11 protein-coding genes and 13 tRNA genes are annotated in these 17,469 nt (G+C 39.3%); 16 read left to right on the top strand and 8 right to left on the bottom strand.

The window, feature by feature from the left end:
• Nucleotides 1-381 precede the first annotated feature (381 nt).
• The 10 genes from H5115_RS17165 (at nucleotide 382) to msrB (ending at nucleotide 12,438) form a co-directional block, all read left to right on the top strand.
• Complete coding sequence (locus H5115_RS17165) at nucleotides 382-585, top strand: DUF1656 domain-containing protein (RefSeq protein WP_024605434.1); 204 nt, start codon at nucleotides 382-384, stop codon at nucleotides 583-585.
• A 168-nt stretch (nucleotides 586-753) separates the two neighbouring features.
• Nucleotides 754-1,614: an HlyD family secretion protein gene (locus H5115_RS17160; RefSeq protein ID WP_182756479.1), complete on the top strand. Its 861-nt coding sequence runs from the start codon at nucleotides 754-756 to the stop codon at nucleotides 1,612-1,614.
• A gap of 10 nt (nucleotides 1,615-1,624) precedes the next feature.
• Nucleotides 1,625-3,661, top strand: a complete 2,037-nt coding sequence (locus H5115_RS17155; RefSeq protein ID WP_182756478.1) for an FUSC family protein — start codon at nucleotides 1,625-1,627, stop codon at nucleotides 3,659-3,661.
• Between the two features lie 76 nt (nucleotides 3,662-3,737).
• Nucleotides 3,738-4,469 (top strand): RNA methyltransferase, encoded by a 732-nt coding sequence (locus tag H5115_RS17150; RefSeq protein ID WP_039489393.1) that lies wholly within the window; start codon nucleotides 3,738-3,740, stop codon nucleotides 4,467-4,469.
• 67 nt (nucleotides 4,470-4,536) lie between these two features.
• Entirely contained in the window at nucleotides 4,537-7,938 is a 3,402-nt protein-coding gene (locus H5115_RS17145) for a chromosome segregation SMC family protein (RefSeq protein WP_182756477.1), read from the top strand.
• A gap of 74 nt (nucleotides 7,939-8,012) precedes the next feature.
• The gene (zipA, locus tag H5115_RS17140) at nucleotides 8,013-8,780 is read left to right on the top strand and encodes a cell division protein ZipA (RefSeq protein ID WP_182756476.1); all 768 of its coding nucleotides are present in this window, start codon (nucleotides 8,013-8,015) and stop codon (nucleotides 8,778-8,780) included.
• 80 nt (nucleotides 8,781-8,860) lie between these two features.
• Nucleotides 8,861-10,879 (top strand): NAD-dependent DNA ligase LigA, encoded by a 2,019-nt coding sequence (ligA, locus tag H5115_RS17135; protein ID WP_182756474.1) that lies wholly within the window; start codon nucleotides 8,861-8,863, stop codon nucleotides 10,877-10,879.
• Nucleotides 10,880-10,888: 9 nt separating this feature from the next.
• Nucleotides 10,889-11,407 (top strand): DUF2919 domain-containing protein, encoded by a 519-nt coding sequence (locus H5115_RS17130; protein WP_138489372.1) that lies wholly within the window; start codon nucleotides 10,889-10,891, stop codon nucleotides 11,405-11,407.
• Between the two features lie 2 nt (nucleotides 11,408-11,409).
• Nucleotides 11,410-11,850 carry a hypothetical protein gene (locus H5115_RS17125; RefSeq protein ID WP_182756472.1) on the top strand — a complete coding sequence of 147 codons (441 nt, stop codon included), beginning with the start codon at nucleotides 11,410-11,412 and terminating at the stop codon, nucleotides 11,848-11,850.
• A gap of 147 nt (nucleotides 11,851-11,997) precedes the next feature.
• The gene (gene msrB / locus H5115_RS17120) at nucleotides 11,998-12,438 is read left to right on the top strand and encodes a peptide-methionine (R)-S-oxide reductase MsrB (protein WP_002958586.1); all 441 of its coding nucleotides are present in this window, start codon (nucleotides 11,998-12,000) and stop codon (nucleotides 12,436-12,438) included.
• A gap of 4 nt (nucleotides 12,439-12,442) precedes the next feature.
• Here the strand turns inward: msrB and H5115_RS17115 are convergent, their stop codons facing one another.
• The 8 genes from H5115_RS17115 to H5115_RS17080 form a co-directional block, all read right to left on the bottom strand.
• Nucleotides 12,443-14,089, bottom strand: a complete 1,647-nt coding sequence (locus H5115_RS17115; RefSeq protein ID WP_182756470.1) for a response regulator — start codon at nucleotides 14,087-14,089, stop codon at nucleotides 12,443-12,445.
• A gap of 307 nt (nucleotides 14,090-14,396) precedes the next feature.
• Nucleotides 14,397-14,472, bottom strand: a tRNA-Val gene (locus H5115_RS17110).
• A 61-nt stretch (nucleotides 14,473-14,533) separates the two neighbouring features.
• Nucleotides 14,534-14,609, bottom strand: a tRNA-Val gene (locus tag H5115_RS17105).
• Nucleotides 14,610-14,641: 32 nt separating this feature from the next.
• Nucleotides 14,642-14,717: transfer RNA gene (locus H5115_RS17100), tRNA-Val, on the bottom strand.
• A gap of 48 nt (nucleotides 14,718-14,765) precedes the next feature.
• Nucleotides 14,766-14,841, bottom strand: a tRNA-Val gene (locus H5115_RS17095).
• Between the two features lie 151 nt (nucleotides 14,842-14,992).
• A tRNA-Val gene (locus H5115_RS17090) sits at nucleotides 14,993-15,068 on the bottom strand.
• A gap of 50 nt (nucleotides 15,069-15,118) precedes the next feature.
• A tRNA-Val gene (locus H5115_RS17085) sits at nucleotides 15,119-15,194 on the bottom strand.
• Nucleotides 15,195-15,347: 153 nt separating this feature from the next.
• Nucleotides 15,348-15,423: transfer RNA gene (locus tag H5115_RS17080), tRNA-Val, on the bottom strand.
• Between the two features lie 1,130 nt (nucleotides 15,424-16,553).
• On the opposite strand from H5115_RS17080, the gene H5115_RS17075 reads away from it, so the two are divergent.
• From H5115_RS17075 to H5115_RS17050, 6 genes are all read left to right on the top strand, one after another.
• Nucleotides 16,554-16,629 (top strand) — tRNA-Ala (locus H5115_RS17075).
• Nucleotides 16,630-16,666: 37 nt separating this feature from the next.
• Nucleotides 16,667-16,742, top strand: a tRNA-Glu gene (locus H5115_RS17070).
• Between the two features lie 144 nt (nucleotides 16,743-16,886).
• Nucleotides 16,887-16,962: transfer RNA gene (locus tag H5115_RS17065), tRNA-Glu, on the top strand.
• Between the two features lie 92 nt (nucleotides 16,963-17,054).
• Nucleotides 17,055-17,130 (top strand) — tRNA-Glu (locus H5115_RS17060).
• 92 nt (nucleotides 17,131-17,222) lie between these two features.
• Nucleotides 17,223-17,298 (top strand) — tRNA-Glu (locus tag H5115_RS17055).
• A 92-nt stretch (nucleotides 17,299-17,390) separates the two neighbouring features.
• A tRNA-Glu gene (locus H5115_RS17050) sits at nucleotides 17,391-17,466 on the top strand.
• Nucleotides 17,467-17,469: the final 3 nt, after the last annotated feature.

Below are 17,469 nucleotides of genomic sequence, written 5' to 3'. Positions count from 1 at the left end.
CATGTTGTTTTTTTGTTAATTTACCCATTTTTAGTGCAAAATTCAATGTTTATAATTATCCAACCCTTCTGCAAACAGCTATAAATAGGCGTTTTAAATATTGAGTTAAATACTCTAATACTTTTTTATAAATAAACCTCGCTGGTTAATTTATTTGGCTGGTAACTGGGGTCTTTAGCTTATTAATATGCGATTTAGCTACTATACATACTTAGTGCTGCTTAAATGTAATGGCATTAATTATGTATTAAGCACACCTACGTACAATTAAGCTAATTGATTTATATGCCAAAATAATAGATTGTAAGAGTAGTGCGGATGTAAATTTATTTAGGTTTTACAGCTTTTATCATCGCTTTAAATAACATTAGGATATTTATTATGTTCCAAGCAGTCGTGTTAGGGGGATTAGAGTTTAGCCCGCTGATTGTTTACTTCCCAATAGCATTTATTTTAACGGCGTTGACTCGTTTTGCTTTGCATCGACTAGATTGGCATGACCGTATTTGGAAAGTGGCTTGGTTTGAGGTGTCACTATTTGTTTGTTACTTGGCACTCGCCGTCTATTTATACCAATCTGTTTAATTAATTGAGCTATTTTGAGGCAAGAAAACCGTGTCGATAACAAGGCAAAAATTTCGTTATTTAGTTGTTCTATATCAGAAATTTTTAACACAGTTAGCGTCAGGTTTAAGCCCTCAAATTACTCAAGTATTATTGCGGGTTGGTATTACTAAGTGGAAGATAAATTGAATGATTAAATATCTGCGTATTACTTTTACTATCTTGGTTGTTATAGCTGCGGTTTTTGCTGGGCGTTGGGTATGGACTGACTACATGCATACTCCTTGGACGCGTGATGGGCGTATTCGAGCCGATATTGTCACGGTTGCTCCAGACGTGTCGGGTTGGGTAACTGCTTTAAATATTAAAGATGGTCAAAACGTACAAAAAGGCGAAGTACTTTTTAATGTTGATAAAAAGCGTTATCAAGCAGCGCTTGATAAAAGTAAAGCAAACACAGAAAACGCATTGTATACATGGGAACTTGCCAAGCACAAATACGAAAGACGTGTTGAGCTAAACACTCAACAGGCAATTAGTAAAGAAACTTTAGAATCAACACGCATTAATACTAAAATTGCTGAGGCAAATTATAATCTAGCCAAGACAGAGCAAACAATTGCGCAGTTAAATGTTGATAGAACTAAAATTGTTGCGCCTGCATCAGGGCAAATAATTAATTTGAATTTACGCCAAGGCAACTATGTAGCTCAAGGCACGCCTGTCTTTGCTATTGTTCAGTCAGATTCATTTTATGTAACGGGTTACTTTGAAGAGAGTAAAATACCGCTTATTTATCCTGATCAAAAAGCTAAAATAGCCCTTTTAAGTGGTGGTAAGCAATTAACAGGGCATGTAGTGAGTGTAGGTAAAGCCATTGCAAATACGAATACACAAAGTAACGGTCAGCTTTTACCACAAGTACAACAAACATTTAATTGGGTACGTTTATCACAGCGTATACCTGTTGATATTAAGTTAGATTTATTGCCCGAAAATACACAGCTTAGCGCAGGAATGACCGTCACTATACATCTCGCTACACGTTAAGGGGAATACAGTGGGCGTTGTATTACAAAATTTGTTTTTTCCAAAAAAACAGGCAATTATTTTTGCGACTAAGGGCGTTATAGCCATGGTGATGGCGCTCACTATTGCTATGTCGCTTAATCTTGAAAGGCCTTATTGGGCGTTAGTCTCGGCTATTTTTTTGCAATTACGCCCGCAAAGCGGATTGGTTATTGAAAAAGCAATTTGCCAAATAATAGGCACCATAGTGGGCGGTTTATTTGGCATATTGCTTTTAACTCAGTTAATTCTCTACCCTTATTTAGCGCTCGGTGCACTGGCATTATGGTTGGGGGTGAACTCTGCGTTATCGGCAATGGTACGCCAAGCAAACTTTGTGTATGCGTTTGCTATGGCCGGTGTAACAGCTGCCATTATTGTACTTTTAGTCATGGTTACTCCGGCAATGGTGAGCAGCCAGAGTATATTTGATATTGCACAAGCGCGAGTAAGCGAAATAATAATAGGCTCTGTATGTGCTGGGCTTGTGAGTCATCTATTTTGGCCTGTAAAGGTTAAACATTTACTGCAAACACAAGCGCGGTCGGTTATAAATCAAACGCTGCATTATTTAGTAACTGAGCTTGATTCTAAGGGCTCGCACGAAAACCGTCATCAGCAAATAGATGGCATTATGGCAACATTGGGATCAATAAACGAAGATTCCAGCGCAGTAAGGTACGAAGGACCAAAAGGTCCAGGGCGCTCGCGTGCTGCAAATCAGTTGTCGCAAAAAGTACTTTCTTTATTGGCCTTAATTCAAATAATTGGCCGCCTACAGCGAAACCACGAAGACCTTATTACACCTACTTTAGATAAATTAATAAGTAAACTTAAGCACGTATTTGCGCAAATTAAAGAGTCTGACGATTTTGATTACTGCGCCGAACAAGTTAAAACGCTACGAAAAGAGCTAACCGACTATAGAGCAAATACGGTGTGTGATTCGCCATTTGAATCTCACATGCTCAATGTGAGCTTAGAAGTGGCAGCCGACTTAACAATTTTACTACGCGCATACAGAGCGTTAGAAGAGCGTGATAAAACATTATTAAATGCGCCGAGTATGCTTACATATCGCGACCCATTAGCTGGCATTATTGTTGGATTTAGAACTGCTTTGGTATTTTCTATCGGCGCATTTATTTGGATTAATACAGGCTCTTCTGCTGCATTATTAATTATGATTTTACCGGTCATATTTTCGATAATGTTGGCGAGAATACCGTTAGCTATTTTACAGGTGGTAATAAAGCGTTTATTGGTAGGCGTGGTGGTTGCTGCTATTGTAACTATTTTTTACGCACTCAATTTATTATCACAAAGTGGTGGACAATTAGAAATATTGCTACTTGTATTAGCAGGACCTTATTTTCTGGGTTTACTGCTGCTAGCTGATCAACAAACATTGCCATATGGCTTGGGGTTTTGTATCCCATTTACGATTTTGGTAAGACCCAGTACCGATATGAGCCTTGCGTTTTCAATCGATTACACACTTAGCTCTGCAATGGCAATTTTTGCGGGGGTGAGTATTTTATTTTGGATTTTTCAGTTATTCACAGGCCCGAGTGTGCAATTACTTGTTCATCGTGTTTTTAAGGCCACTTATAAAGATTTACTCGAAATAAATAACCATCCAACCCCAAGTATTTGGTATAACCGCCGCATGGCCGATAGGTTAATTCGCCTAACTAATTACGATCAAGGTTCACACTCACGCGTAATTACTGATCTTGCACTAACCGCTCTAAATTTAGGGCATGCGTCGGTTCGATTAAACTCAATTTGTGAAAATTTGGCTGGTAATACAAAGCTAAAATATTTAAATGAGTGGCAGCGTACATTAGCCGATGCATTTATGTTGGCAACCAAGGGCAAATTTAATAATAAGTTTAAGCAAGCGTCAGATAATCTTTATGGGGAATTGGCTCAGACGGTTGACGATTCAAATCAATTAGAAGCAATAAAAGGCATGTTTATTCGCATTAATCTGACCTTTGAAAGAAGTGCGAGTAAGATAAATTAGCCCCATTTGCTGCTTTTCGAGTTCAGATGTTATAACGAAATCTGTTATACTTGCTGGATAATTTTATGGGGCTGTTATGATTTCAAAAAACCAACTCAAACTTATTCGCCAACTTGGCCAAAAAAAGTACCGAAAGCAATATAATCAATACCTTGTACAGGGTGAGAAAAACGTACTTGAGTTATTAAACAGCCCATTAAATGTGGTTAATATTTTTGCTACAAACGAATTTATAAATGCGTACCAAGGTAAGTATCCGCAAGCTAACTTTATAGAAGCTGATGAAGAGACCCTCACCAAAGCCAGCACGCTAGTTAGCAATAATGCAGCCATTGCTATTGTTGATATGCCAAAGGCAGCTTTACCACAAGCAAGTGGCTTAATACTCGCACTTGATGGCGTATCAGACCCTGGTAATTTAGGCACAATAATAAGAGTGGCAGACTGGTACGGTATTAAACATATAGTAACTAGCACCGACAGCGCAGACGCTTACAATCCAAAAACAATTAGCGCCACGATGGGCTCATTTGTAAGGGTATCGGTAAGCCAAGTAGATTTACCTGATTACCTACAGTCTTTAAATTTACCTGTTTACGGTGCTTTTTTAGATGGGCAAAGCGTGCATAAAACCCAATTTACGGGCTCAGGCGTTTTACTAATGGGCAGTGAGTCGCATGGAATACGCGAGACATGTGCAAAGTTAGTAACTAATAAAATCACCATCCCCGCTTTTGGTGGTGCAGAATCGCTTAATGTTGCAATGGCGACCGGTATTATTTTAGATAATTTTAAACGTCAAGCTTAACAATTTAACTGTTAATGAGTTAAATTGTTTGTAATCAATAACAATAATAATCGGTAATAACAATAAGATGCGCTTAAGCACTATTAAATTAGCGGGCTTTAAATCGTTTGTAGAGCCCACTAAAATTCCATTTCCTGATCAAATGACGTGTGTTGTAGGCCCGAATGGCTGTGGCAAATCTAACGTTATTGATGCAGTACGATGGGTGCTAGGTGAAAGCTCTGCTAAAAACCTGCGTGGCGATGCCATGACCGACGTTATTTTTAATGGCTCAACTAATCGAAAAGCCATATCACAAGCCTCTGTAGAGCTTGTTTTTGATAACGATAAAGGAAGTCCTTCAAACACATTTGCCGATCGAAACCAAATTGCTATTAAGCGTTTAGTAACGCGCGACGGACAGTCACTGTATTTTTTAAATGGCAGTAAATGCCGTAAGCGCGATATTACCGATATATTTTTAGGCACCGGTCTTGGTCCACGTAGTTACGCAATTATTGAGCAAGGGATGATCTCGCGCTTAATAGAGAGTAAACCACAAGAGCTGCGCGTATTTTTAGAAGAAGCCGCAGGCGTTTCTAAATACAAAGAGCGCCGCCGCGAAACACAAACTCGTATAAAAAGCACTCGCGAAAATCTTGAACGTTTGTTAGATGTGCGTAAAGAACTACAAAGCCAGCTAGATAAATTGGCTGTGCAGTCGGTTGATGCAAAAAAATACCGCGAATTAAAAGCACAAGAACGTACGCTAAAAGGCCAAATTGCCGTTTTAAAATGGCAAAAGTTACATCAGCAGCAACTTGAAAAAAGTGCCCAAATTAAAAAACTGAACGATCAAATATCGTTTTTTAAAACCGCTAACTCAGGGCATGACGATGTACTTGCAAGCCTAGAGGGGCAAGTACAAGCCCAGCAAGATAAACTAAGCGATGCACAGCATCAGCAACATGTTATACACACCGAGCTTACTCGCGCTGAGCAACAACAAATCAATGTAAAGCAGCAAACCCAAACGCTAAAACAAAATTTAATTAAATTACAGCAACGCCAAATTCAAAGTGCTGAGGTAAAATCGCAGCAGCAAATTGTGTGCGAGCAACTTAATGAAGCCCTGCAAGAGACAAGTGAAAACGCCTTAATATGTGAAGAGCAAGTTAGTGGGTTAACGCATGAACTTGAGGAATTATTAGCACTTAAGCAGCGCCACCATACTCATTGGCAAGCTTTGTGTGAGCAACAGCAACAGCTTAATAATAACGTGCAACTACATAGTAGTCACATTAAACAAACTCAGCAGCAAATTGATCATGTTAACGAACAAATTGATCAGTTAACTGTCCAGCTTAGCGAACTACAAAGTAGTGATGTAGAGCAGCAGTTAATACAGCAAACACAGCAAACACAAACATTAACTCAAGAGCTTGCCGCTAAACAAACAGCACATACGAAGTGCACTGCTAAGCTTGAGGTGCAAAATGAGCTTGTTAATAACTCACAAAAACAATATTCGACGCTCACTCAAACAATAAACGAGTTAAAAGCCAGTATAACGGGGCTTAAAAGTACATTAGGGCTTGATGAGAAAAGTGAACGTACTAATGGTTTGTTTAATCAGCTAAGTGTTAAAGAAGGCTTTGAGCTTCTAATAGAGCAAGCACTTAAATCTTTAGAGCATTTAAATGTAAGTGAGCAGCAAGCTGATAATAGTGTGTGGCCAATTAGTGGTAAGCACATTGCTGAAAATAGCTTAGCGGCATTCATAACAAGCGGCGTGTACCCAGATCATTTAACGCGCATTGCTTATAGCGAGAGCGGTGATCTAACGCTCTTAAAAGATGCTTTTTATACAGCCGTTATGGATAAAAACGGTGCTTTATATGGTCGTAATTGGCATGTAAGTGCTGAATGTAATGCAGAAAACTCATTACTGTTAAAGCATAAGCAATTGCAAGATAAAGCGCAGCAATTAAATAATACCGAGGACGAGTTACAACTAGTAACACACACTCGTAACAAACATACAGCTGAGCAAATAAAGTTAGTTAACGAGCAAAGCGAGCTAAAAGAAGCCATACATGAGCTTGCGCAAAATATAGCGGTAGCCAGTACGCGCAGCGACATGCTTGTGCAGCAAGTAGCACTATTTAAGTTACAACTAGAAAAGCTACAGCAACAAAAACAGCAATTAACCACTGCGCTTTTACAATTAAATACCGTGCTTGATGAGCAAGTAGCGCAATTTGAAGTGTTAAATGAGCAGCAAGTCAACTTAGCGGATGAAGTAGACGCTGCAAATAGCTTGCGCTCACAAAGTGATAAAAGTTATAGCGAAGCATTAAGTATGCTTGAGCAATATAAAACACAAGCACATAAGGCAACGCTCTCAGAGCAAAAGGCACGCAGTGAATGGCAGTTAAGCCAAACCAAATTGAGCCATGCAGAGCAAGAGCACGTTAGTGCATCAGAAGGTGCGCAAGAACTACTAAATGAAATAGAAGAGCTGCTGATACCAGAGCAAGAACTTAGCGATAAAATTACGCAGCTCTTAGCACAGCATCAAAAAGGTGAGCAGGCATTAGTATTGCTACAAAAAGAATTAGCTCAGGCCAAAGAAAGCTTAAACACTAAGCAAATAAGCCTTAAAAATTCACAAGGGGAGCTGGTTGGCTTGCAAGAGCAGCATCAAAAGCTAACAATTGAAGAGCAAAGCTTAGTAATAAAAGCGCAAGTTGCGCTTGAGCCATTAGAAGAGTTGAGACAAAGCTTAAAAGCAATACTTGATGAATTACCAGATTCATTAAATTTAAGTGCAGCACAAAATCAGTTAACAGGATTTACTAATCAGTTAGATAAATTAGGTGCAGTAAACTTGGCGGCAATAGAAGAGTTTGATTTAGCCAAAGCACGTAGTGATTATCTTGATAATCAATTAGATGATTTAACAAAAGCGTTAAGCACCCTTGAAGGTGCAATTCGTAAAATTGATAGTGAGACCAAAACACGCTTTAAAGCGACGTTCGATCAAGTTAACGAAGACTTTGCTGAGCTATTTCCTAAAGTTTTTGGTGGTGGGAGCGCGTATTTAGAATTAACCAGTGACGATTTACTCGAAAGTGGTGTTAGTATAATGGCACGACCACCGGGTAAGAAAAATTCAACAATTCATTTGTTAAGTGGTGGAGAAAAAGCGCTGACCGCATTATCATTAGTGTTTTCTATATTCAGGCTCAATCCAGCTCCTTTCTGTATGCTGGACGAAGTAGATGCACCACTAGATGATGCCAACGTTGTGCGTTTTTGCCGTTTGGTTGAAGAAATGTCACAATCAGTGCAGTTTATTTATATTAGTCATAATAAAATTGCGATGGAAATGGCAGGTAGATTAACAGGTGTTACTATGGCAGAACCTGGCGTATCGCGTATGGTTGCTGTAGATATAGAGCAAGCTGTGCAACTTGCACACGCATAAATTTTTATAACAAGTGTATTAGTTTTTCATTAATATACAGGTTTTAGGCATATCAAATAATAAAAGGTGAGGGGATGGCCGAACAATTAAGATGGGTTTTAATCGTTATCAGTGTAATTGTCATTGGTGGTTTATTAATACATGGATTGTGGTCAGTTAGAAAAAAAGACCGCCCAGAAGTATCGGATAATGAACGGGTTGAGCCATTACAACAAAGCGCACCAGCTTCATCTAAACCGTTTCGTACTGAGGCTGAGCCAAAAGAGCCAATGCAAGACGAACGTGATGAGCCACAATTTGGCGAGCTTAACTTTGATGCAAATGAGCCGCAAATTGATACAAGCGTGCCAGAAACACCAATTGAAGACGACCTAGAGATAGTTGATGATCTTGAAACAAAAGATCAAAGTGCTGAAGAAGCGCCTAATCAAATGTCTGACTTTGTTATTGTGCATATTCAAATGCCAGAAGAGCTTAGTATGCAGGGCAGTAAATTATTACCAGCAGTTAATACTTTAGGTTTTAAATATTCTGAGGAAGGTTTTTTTAATCGCCACTTAGATCCGGCTGGCCAAGGCCCTGTTTTATTTAGATTAGTAAATATGTATAACCCAGGTACGTTTGATATTGATAATATGGAACAGTTTAGTACCGCTGGGGTAAGCTTATTTATGACGTTACCGTGCGACGGCGATGGTCTAGCGGCATTTAATATGTTGCACAGCGCAGCTAAAAAGTTAGCGGATGAATTTGGTGCACAAATTTTAGATGCTGAGCGAAATGAAATGACAGTAGAGCGCATCAGGCAATATGTTGAACAGGTTCGTTCTTTTTCAGCGTAAATAACGCATACATTATATTTTTATAAGCCACTGGACGGTGAATCGTCAAAGTGGCTTTTTTTATGTTTATTGAGGTTTAAATGTCTAGCAGCATTAGTGAGCAAATTAATCATCTTCGTACTACATTAGAGCAACACAACTATAACTATTATGTGCTCGACACCCCCAGTATTCCTGATTCTGAATACGATAGGTTATTACGCGAATTAAGCGCACTAGAGATGCAGCACCCTGAATTTTTAACCGCCGACTCTCCGACACAAAAAGTAGGCGGTGCCGCACTGAGTAAATTTGAGCAAGTAGCGCACCAAGTACCCATGTTATCGCTTGATAACTCGTTTAGTGAAGAAGAATTCACTGCGTTTAATCGTCGTATAAAAGAGCGCTTAATGAGTACTGATGAGCTTACTTTTTGTTGTGAGCCAAAACTTGATGGATTAGCCGTATCAATTATTTATCGTGATGGTGTGCTTGTACAAGCGGCTACGCGAGGTGATGGTTTTACCGGTGAAAACATTACTCAAAATGTTAAAACCATTCGTAATGTACCGCTTAAGTTACGTGGTGATTACCCAAAAGAGCTTGAAGTGCGCGGCGAAGTATTTATGGACAGCGCTGGCTTTGATAAATTAAATACTGAAGCGCAAAAACGCGGTGAAAAAGTATTTGTTAACCCGCGTAATGCAGCCGCGGGGAGTTTGCGTCAACTCGATTCTAAAATTACAGCTAAACGCCCACTCATGTTTTATGCCTATAGTACCGGTCTTGTAGCTGATGGCAGTATTCCTGAGGATCACTATCAGCAATTAGAAAAGTTAACTGACTGGGGGTTGCCACTGTGCCCAGAAACAAAATTAGTTGAAGGTCCTAAAGCCGCGCTTGAGTACTACAGCGATATTTTAACGCGCCGTGGTGAGCTTAAATATGAAATTGATGGCGTAGTAATAAAAATAAACCAAAAGGCCTTACAAGAGCGTTTAGGCTTTGTGGCACGAGCTCCCCGCTGGGCTATTGCGTATAAATTTCCGGCGCAAGAGGAAATAACCCAACTACTTGATGTTGATTTTCAAGTCGGTCGTACTGGCGCCATTACACCGGTTGCACGTTTGAAGCCTGTTTTTGTGGGTGGCGTTACCGTATCAAATGCAACGCTTCATAACAGTGATGAAGTTGCACGTTTAGGCGTAAAAGTAGGTGATACAGTTATTATTCGCCGTGCTGGAGATGTAATCCCACAAATAACGCAAGTTGTACTTGAGCGCCGCCCTGATGATGCCAGAGATATCGAATTTCCAGTAACTTGTCCTATTTGTGACTCTCATGTTGAAAAGGTTGAAGGCGAAGCTGTCGCTCGTTGTACGGGTGGGCTTGTATGTCCTGCACAACGCAAACAAGCAATTAAACACTTTGCGTCACGCAAAGCGCTGGATATAGACGGCCTTGGCGATAAAATTGTTGATCAGTTGGTAGACAGAGAGCTTATAAAAACGCCCGCTGATTTGTTTATTTTAAAACAAGGACATTTTGAATCACTTGAACGCATGGGACCTAAGTCAGCCAAAAATTTAGTAACAGCCCTTGAAGAGGCGAAAGGCACTACGCTTGCTAAGTTTTTATATTCATTAGGTATTCGCGAAGCAGGTGAGGCAACAGCACAAAATTTAGCTAATCACTTCCTTACCCTTGAAAATATAATAAATGCCAGCATTGATAGTTTAACGCAGGTAAGTGATGTAGGCGAAATAGTTGCAACACATGTTCGAGGCTTTTTTGATGAAGAGCATAATTTAGAAGTTGTTAATGCGCTTATAGAGCAAGGCATAAACTGGCCAGCGTTGAGTGCACCTTCTGAAGAAGAACAACCGCTTACTGGGCTTACTTATGTACTTACTGGTACGCTAAATACGCTTAATCGTAATGACGCAAAAGCACGCTTACAGCAACTAGGTGCTAAAGTATCTGGTAGCGTATCAGCGAAAACTGATGCGTTAGTCGCGGGTGAAAAAGCGGGTTCAAAACTGACTAAAGCCCAAGATTTAGGTATCGACATACTCACGGAAGATGAATTAATTGAGCTGCTTAAAAAGCATAATGGTTAGGACGCAACAATGAGCCGATACGGTCCAGAATACTGGGATAAGTACGGAAGTTACCGAACTCCTATTGCATTTAATTTAAGTTTGCTTGTGCTATTACGTGGCTATTTTATTTGGGTGATTGCGGCTTTAAGTCGCAGGCCTGAACTTGATTTAATGTCGTTATTTTTTAAAAATAAAAATGATTTTTTTATTGCAATAGCAATTGGAAGTATCGCAATAATACCGACTATTTTATTTTGTTTACGCAGACCACGAGATTCACACAGTGCAAGCGATAAGTTAGCAAAAATATGGCGGCATATGCGCTGGCCCCTTATTGTATGTGCTGTTGTTGATTTAACATGGTTAAGTATTCAAGCCGCGCATAGCCATTATCGATTTTCATCATTTTTAGCAGTACAAATGATGATTGTTTTATGGGTATTGTGGTATTTGGTGAAAAGCCGTTATTTAACTGTTTTTTTTAATGATTGGCCTGAGCCGACAGAAAAAGCATCAGAAGAAAAAAAGCGACTTAAAAGGGATTAGTTGTGGACGCTGTAAATAAAAAAATAGCGATAGCTATATCGTTAATAGGCTCAGTGCTTATTATTTTAATGATTAGCACTGAGCTTTTAGAGTCTATGTGGTTTAAAGCGCTATTTGGGTTGTGGGTATTTGTTTTTTGCTCAAGCGTTTATAGGCTAACGCCCTTATTTAAATCAAGAAACAGGCTAGAGGATTTTATTCAGCGAGATGCCCAACATTTACTACTTTTTAGTTTGATGGGATTTTTTGATAAAAAGCATGGTCCAAATTGGTTAGTTATCGAGAGTATTGAACGCATAACGACAAAGGATGATGAGCTAATTATTTGCAGTAATAACGAGCGCCAAATGAGTGTTAGTTTACCTGTAAAAAAAGCAGAGCTAGATAGTTTTATTAAACGAATACTTACCGACTCAGAAAAACAAAATATTACCTTTAGCTGAGGAGATTACCTTTAAGATTGAACGAGTTTTAGTTTTAAATGGTCAACACTCTTTAGCTGATCTTTAGTGTATTAAATAACGTAATAATTAACCGTACTTCTTATAAATTTATTAAGTACGGTTAATCAACTATTCAATGAGGCTATTATGTTGAAGTGGAATGATGTTATTAACTTTGCCACTAACGGCAATCCTACCCCAAGTAAAAAAGTAGTCAAAACTGACGAGCAGTGGCGGATGCAACTATCAGAAGATGAATATTACGTAACACGTAAGAAAGGAACAGAGCGCCCAGATAGCTCGGGTAGTTGTACATTACTTGAACCTGGCAAGTATGTGTGTATTTGCTGTGATAACCTATTGTTTGATGCCGATGAAAAGTTTGATAGTGGCACTGGTTGGCCGTCATTTACGCAACCTGCGACAATTGAAGCGATTGGTTATGTAAACGATACAAGTCATGGTATGGAGCGCATAGAGGTGGTTTGTAATGTGTGCGATTCGCACTTAGGCCATATTTTTCCAGATGGCCCATTACCAACAGGTTTACGTTATTGCGTTAATGCCGCAGCAATGAAAAAGCTCTAATATTTTATTTACTAGCGCTTTGAATATCTAAATTCATTTCTTTTGCTATATGCAAAATCTTATCTAAACGCTGCGTCTGATCTGCTTGTAATTTAGCTTTATCAAGAAGGGCGTAGCATCTTCTAGCAAGATCCATATTAAATGAGCTGCCAGATTGCTTGGTTGAATCAAATAGGCACTGTAATAAATTAAGTGCGATACTTTGATTACGAGGCATGACTCTAAACGCTTGTGTAAAAGCTTCCAGCGCAGTATTTAACTGCCCTTTATTAAATTGATTAACGGCATGGTTATTAAGCTCTTTTGGACCCATTTTAATATCGCGTCGCTCACTTTGTTGCTGCTGAATATAACGCAAGTAAGTTGTGTCGCTAACTGCTGGGTGTCTTTCACAGTGGCTAATTATTTGTGTGAATAAGGTTTGCGCCTTCTGATGAAACCCCAGTTCATGAAATGCTTTTGCTTTATCAAGTGCTCCATCAACCGATCGGATATGAGTATCGTCGTCATCAAGCTGCTCAATTAGCTTTTTCGCTTTTTGATGCTCGTCTTTTAAGTAATGAAGTCGTGCATTTAGTACATCAATCTGAGCTTGATTTGCATTATTAGGAAACTGTTTTTTTAAATCATTAATGTACTGATTTGTTTGTCTAGAAATTCGTTGAATTTGATCAGTTTGATCAGTCGTTAACGCAAAGTCGATACCGGCACGTGCTGCATTCAAATATACATCGGGGTGGTCGTGTATTGAGTGCTTTGCAAAGGAGGCTATATCTTTTTGAGTTAAATAGCTTTTTTCGTAGTCGTGATTAATTAGCGACACATTACTTAACGATTTTTGGCGTGTGATGTTACGCGGTGCAATGTCTGCTGCTTGACTTAAAAAGCTTTGTGCTAGCTCAAACTGATTTAGCTTTATTTCTAATTTGCCCAACAAATCAAGGGCTACTAAACGAGTTTCTTGGCGCTCTAACATTGTCTTGAGCATTCGCTGCGCTAAAATATGTTCGTTATTCGCTATAAGTGCCTCTACTAAACCTACTTTTGCCCAAGCAAATTTTTGAATATCAAGAACGGACTTAAAAAAGTCTTTTGCATCTTGAGCTCGCTTTAAGCGGAGTAGGGCATCGCCTTTTAGGCGAAGTAGGATAGGGCTGTAATTATTATTTTTTTTATCCAGAGCGGTATCAATAAATTTAATAGCTTTTGAATCGTTACCATCATCAACTAGTGAATATACTGTTTGTAAGTCGTGTTTACGCTTTAAGATTCGTTCAATGCGTATTTTAAGCTCTTGTACTGTAAAAGGCTTAACTAAAAAATCATCTGGCTGCAGCTCAAGAACACTATGAACGAGGGAGCCACTTGTTTCTGCTGAGATAAAAATAAAGCCAGTCGAACTTTTTATAAGTTGCTTTACACGTAGCTCTTCATAAAGCTGGTAGCCATCTTGGTGTTTGTTTAAATTGAATGAGCAGACGATTAAATCAAATTCTTCACTTAAACATTGCTCTTTTGCAGAGTTTGCATGATCAGCAAAGCGCAACTGCCGAAAGCCAAGCCTTTCTAACGATTGTTTCATATAGCTTTGAGCAAGTGGTTGCTCCTCGACTATAAGTATTTTTGCTTTTGAATAGACTTTAGTTGGCATTGGCTTAAGCGTAATTGTATTTAACACAGACTATAATCAACAGTTTAACTCCTTACAAGGGAATTTAAATGATAGCTGTATTTATTAGGTACTTAACTTTGCCTAATACGTTTATCTAACTACGAAAGTACTGAGCCTAATAACATAATTAAAAACTAAATAAGTGAAATGGAAACGCTATATTTGATGAGTGCTTTGATATAGAAATTCAGATTTTAATAAAAATATGGAATGTATTTAAGGTGAAAAATAGGAGTTATTACTTTATAACTTATCATTTAAGGGGTTATCTGATGGTATTTATATGTGGTGGGTGATACTGGACTTGAACCAGTGACCCTCGCCTTGTAAGGGCGATGCTCTCCCAACTGAGCTAATCACCCACATATAATAGGTATGCCTGTTATTTAATTCTTTGTTATCAATTAACCGCTTGATGTAATTTGGTGGGTGATACTGGACTTGAACCAGTGACCCTCGCCTTGTAAGGGCGATGCTCTCCCAACTGAGCTAATCACCCAAATTACATTTTAATATACACCATTCAAGGAATGGTGGGTCGTACTGGACTTGAACCAGTGACCCTCGCCTTGTAAGGGCGATGCTCTCCCAACTGAGCTAACGACCCATATCAAATTTTAAAACGCGACTATTGATATAATAATAGGTTTATATGTGGTGGGTGATACTGGACTTGAACCAGTGACCCTCGCCTTGTAAGGGCGATGCTCTCCCAACTGAGCTAATCACCCACATATAAATTAAAACGCTACTATTGAAATAAATAGTACTGGATTTTAACCAGTGAACCTCGCCGTTACTTGTAAATAGCGGTGATGCTCTCTTTTTTCTAACTGAGCTAATCACCCATTTAGATTTTTGTAATATGCACCACTCTAAGAATGGTGGGTCGTACTGGACTTGAACCAGTGACCCTCGCCTTGTAAGGGCGATGCTCTCCCAACTGAGCTAACGACCCATATTACAACTTTAAAACACGACTATTAATATAGTAATAGGTTTTATATGTGGTGGGTGATACTGGACTTGAACCAGTGACCCTCGCCTTGTAAGGGCGATGCTCTCCCAACTGAGCTAATCACCCATATATAAATTAAAACGCTACTATTAAAATAAATAGTACTGGACTTTAACCAGTGAACTTCTCCGTTACTTGTAAGTAGCGGTAACGCTCTCTATTTTCTAATTGAGCTTAGGACCCATATAGAATTTAGATGTGAACACTTTAATTAAAAAGTGGTGGGTGATACTGGACTTGAACCAGTGACCCTCGCCTTGTAAGGGCGATGCTCTCCCAACTGAGCTAATCACCCACATCTAAACAACATTGCATTGCTGCGTTGTTGTGGGGCGCTATTATAGATAGAGTTGGAAATGTGTCAACACTTGAATGATAAAAATGTGCTGAATGAAGGTTTTATAAACAATAGGATATGGTTGAAGTCTATTTTATCATCAAATTTGATATTGCAGTTCAATTAAACACCTAATAAGCTCCTAAAAGTGAGTAGGGAATTGTATTTTATTAATCTTAAATTTAGCTTTACGATACTCATTGTTTTTTTACTGGAGTCGTTTTTATGATTATGAGCAAGATGGATTAATATTAGGGCGAGTTATTTAGTGAATAGAGCAGTCCTTTAAAAATGAATTTAATCTAAACTTCCCAAAACAAATGCTATTTCAGCATTCTAAACTCTATTTTTATACTTACTTTATTTTTATAAGCCAACCTAGCCATCTCGTAAATACGTATTCCTCGCTACTAGCCTTCGGGTTAAGACTAAATAATAACTAGGGCGTGTTGACCTTTGTGGATTCAAATTTGTTCAATCTAGGGACGATTAAATCGCGGCGCGAGGTTTGTAACCTAGTGGGCCAAGTAAAAGCCGAGCAAAGCTTCCGCTTCACCCACCAAAGATCAACGCGCCTTGAAGTTTTATACATAGAATTACGAAGCAACAGTGCTCTTTTAAAAATGCTCTTCAAACAATAATCGAATTTTTTAGTACGAGTTACGCTGGTTATTAAGCAAGTAAAGGCTGCGGGTACTCACAAACCCACATTTAAGTTTTGGTTATTATAAGCAATTGTAACTTTTAAAAGATTAAGGCGATTGGCGGGGCCTTAATTGGTAGTTTTTAGATAAGTTTAATTTGCATATAAATGTATACCTTTGCTTTGATGCAATTTTGTTTCATTAAATGGGGGAGTGGGGGTTATTGAGTATTCGCTGCAATATAGTGATGTTATTATAAGCAGTAGGGCTAGAATCTTATTCAAATTGTATTTTTTAGCACGCTTGATAGCCAGTTTGTTGAAAATTAAACCATTTAAATAAAGCTAGGTAAAAAACTGTTGACTTTATTTTGGGTGGTGCATAGAATGCGCCCCGCACTAAGCGATACACGATGTGTTTATCACGACGGGTATTGATTAAGTTGGGGCCATAGCTCAGCTGGGAGAGCGCTTCGCTGGCAGTGAAGAGGTCTGCGGTTCGATCCCGCATGGCTCCACCAAAAATTAGTGTTTTGTCCTAGGGTAGCAGTTTTCTGTGTCCCCATCGTCTAGAGGCCTAGGACACCGCCCTTTCACGGCGGTAACAGGGGTTCGAATCCCCTTGGGGACGCCACTTAACTTTTATTAGTTAAAGGCGGTTTTACCGAGAAAATAGCGTCACAATTAAAGCTCGAGTCTTTACTTGTATTAAACGCAATTACCTTAAAGCTCATGATGTGAGTTAAACTTATCAAATGTCCTAGTGACACATTTATGTGTCCCCATCGTCTAGAGGCCTAGGACACCGCCCTTTCACGGCGGTAACAGGGGTTCGAATCCCCTTGGGGACGCCACTTACTTATTTTAATAGGGAAGTGTAGTGTTATTAAGAAAGCTCGTCTGAATCGAGTTAAACTATTCAGTTGTCCTAGTGACACATTTATGTGTCCCCATCGTCTAGAGGCCTAGGACACCGCCCTTTCACGGCGGTAACAGGGGTTCGAATCCCCTTGGGGACGCCACTTGCTTATTTTAATAGGGAAGTGAAGTGTTATTAAGAAAGCTCGCCTGAAACGAGTCTAAAAATTCAGTTGTCCTAGTGACACATTTATGTGTCCCCATCGTCTAGAGGCCTAGGACACCGCCCTTTCACGGCGGTAACAGGGGTTCGAATCCCCTTGGGGACGCCACTTACTTATTTTAATAGGGAGGTGTAGTGTTGTTAAGAAAGCTCGTCTGAAACGAGTCTAAAAATTCAGTTGTCCTAGTGACACATTTATGTGTCCCCATCGTCTAGAGGCCTAGGACACCGCCCTTTCACGGCGGTAACAGGGGTTCGAATCCCCTTGGGGACGCCACTT

This window comes from Pseudoalteromonas sp. SR44-2 (assembly GCF_014163745.1).
Lineage (GTDB): Bacteria > Pseudomonadota > Gammaproteobacteria > Enterobacterales > Alteromonadaceae > Pseudoalteromonas > Pseudoalteromonas distincta.
Note: the sequence above shows the minus strand (reverse complement) of the source record. Positions and strands in the feature narration are given on the sequence as shown.

Coding starts and splice junctions, on each gene's coding strand:
- H5115_RS17165 (WP_024605434.1), top strand. CDS start 382: ATGTTCCAAGCAGTCGTGTTAGGGGGATTAGAGTTTAGCCCGCTGATT.
- H5115_RS17150 (WP_039489393.1), top strand. CDS start 3,738: ATGATTTCAAAAAACCAACTCAAACTTATTCGCCAACTTGGCCAAAAA.
- H5115_RS17145 (WP_182756477.1), top strand. CDS start 4,537: ATGCGCTTAAGCACTATTAAATTAGCGGGCTTTAAATCGTTTGTAGAG.
- ligA (WP_182756474.1), top strand. CDS start 8,861: ATGTCTAGCAGCATTAGTGAGCAAATTAATCATCTTCGTACTACATTA.
- msrB (WP_002958586.1), top strand. CDS start 11,998: ATGTTGAAGTGGAATGATGTTATTAACTTTGCCACTAACGGCAATCCT.
- H5115_RS17115 (WP_182756470.1), bottom strand. CDS start 14,089: ATGCCAACTAAAGTCTATTCAAAAGCAAAAATACTTATAGTCGAGGAG.
- H5115_RS17130 (WP_138489372.1), top strand. CDS start 10,889: ATGAGCCGATACGGTCCAGAATACTGGGATAAGTACGGAAGTTACCGA.
- zipA (WP_182756476.1), top strand. CDS start 8,013: ATGGCCGAACAATTAAGATGGGTTTTAATCGTTATCAGTGTAATTGTC.
- H5115_RS17160 (WP_182756479.1), top strand. CDS start 754: ATGATTAAATATCTGCGTATTACTTTTACTATCTTGGTTGTTATAGCT.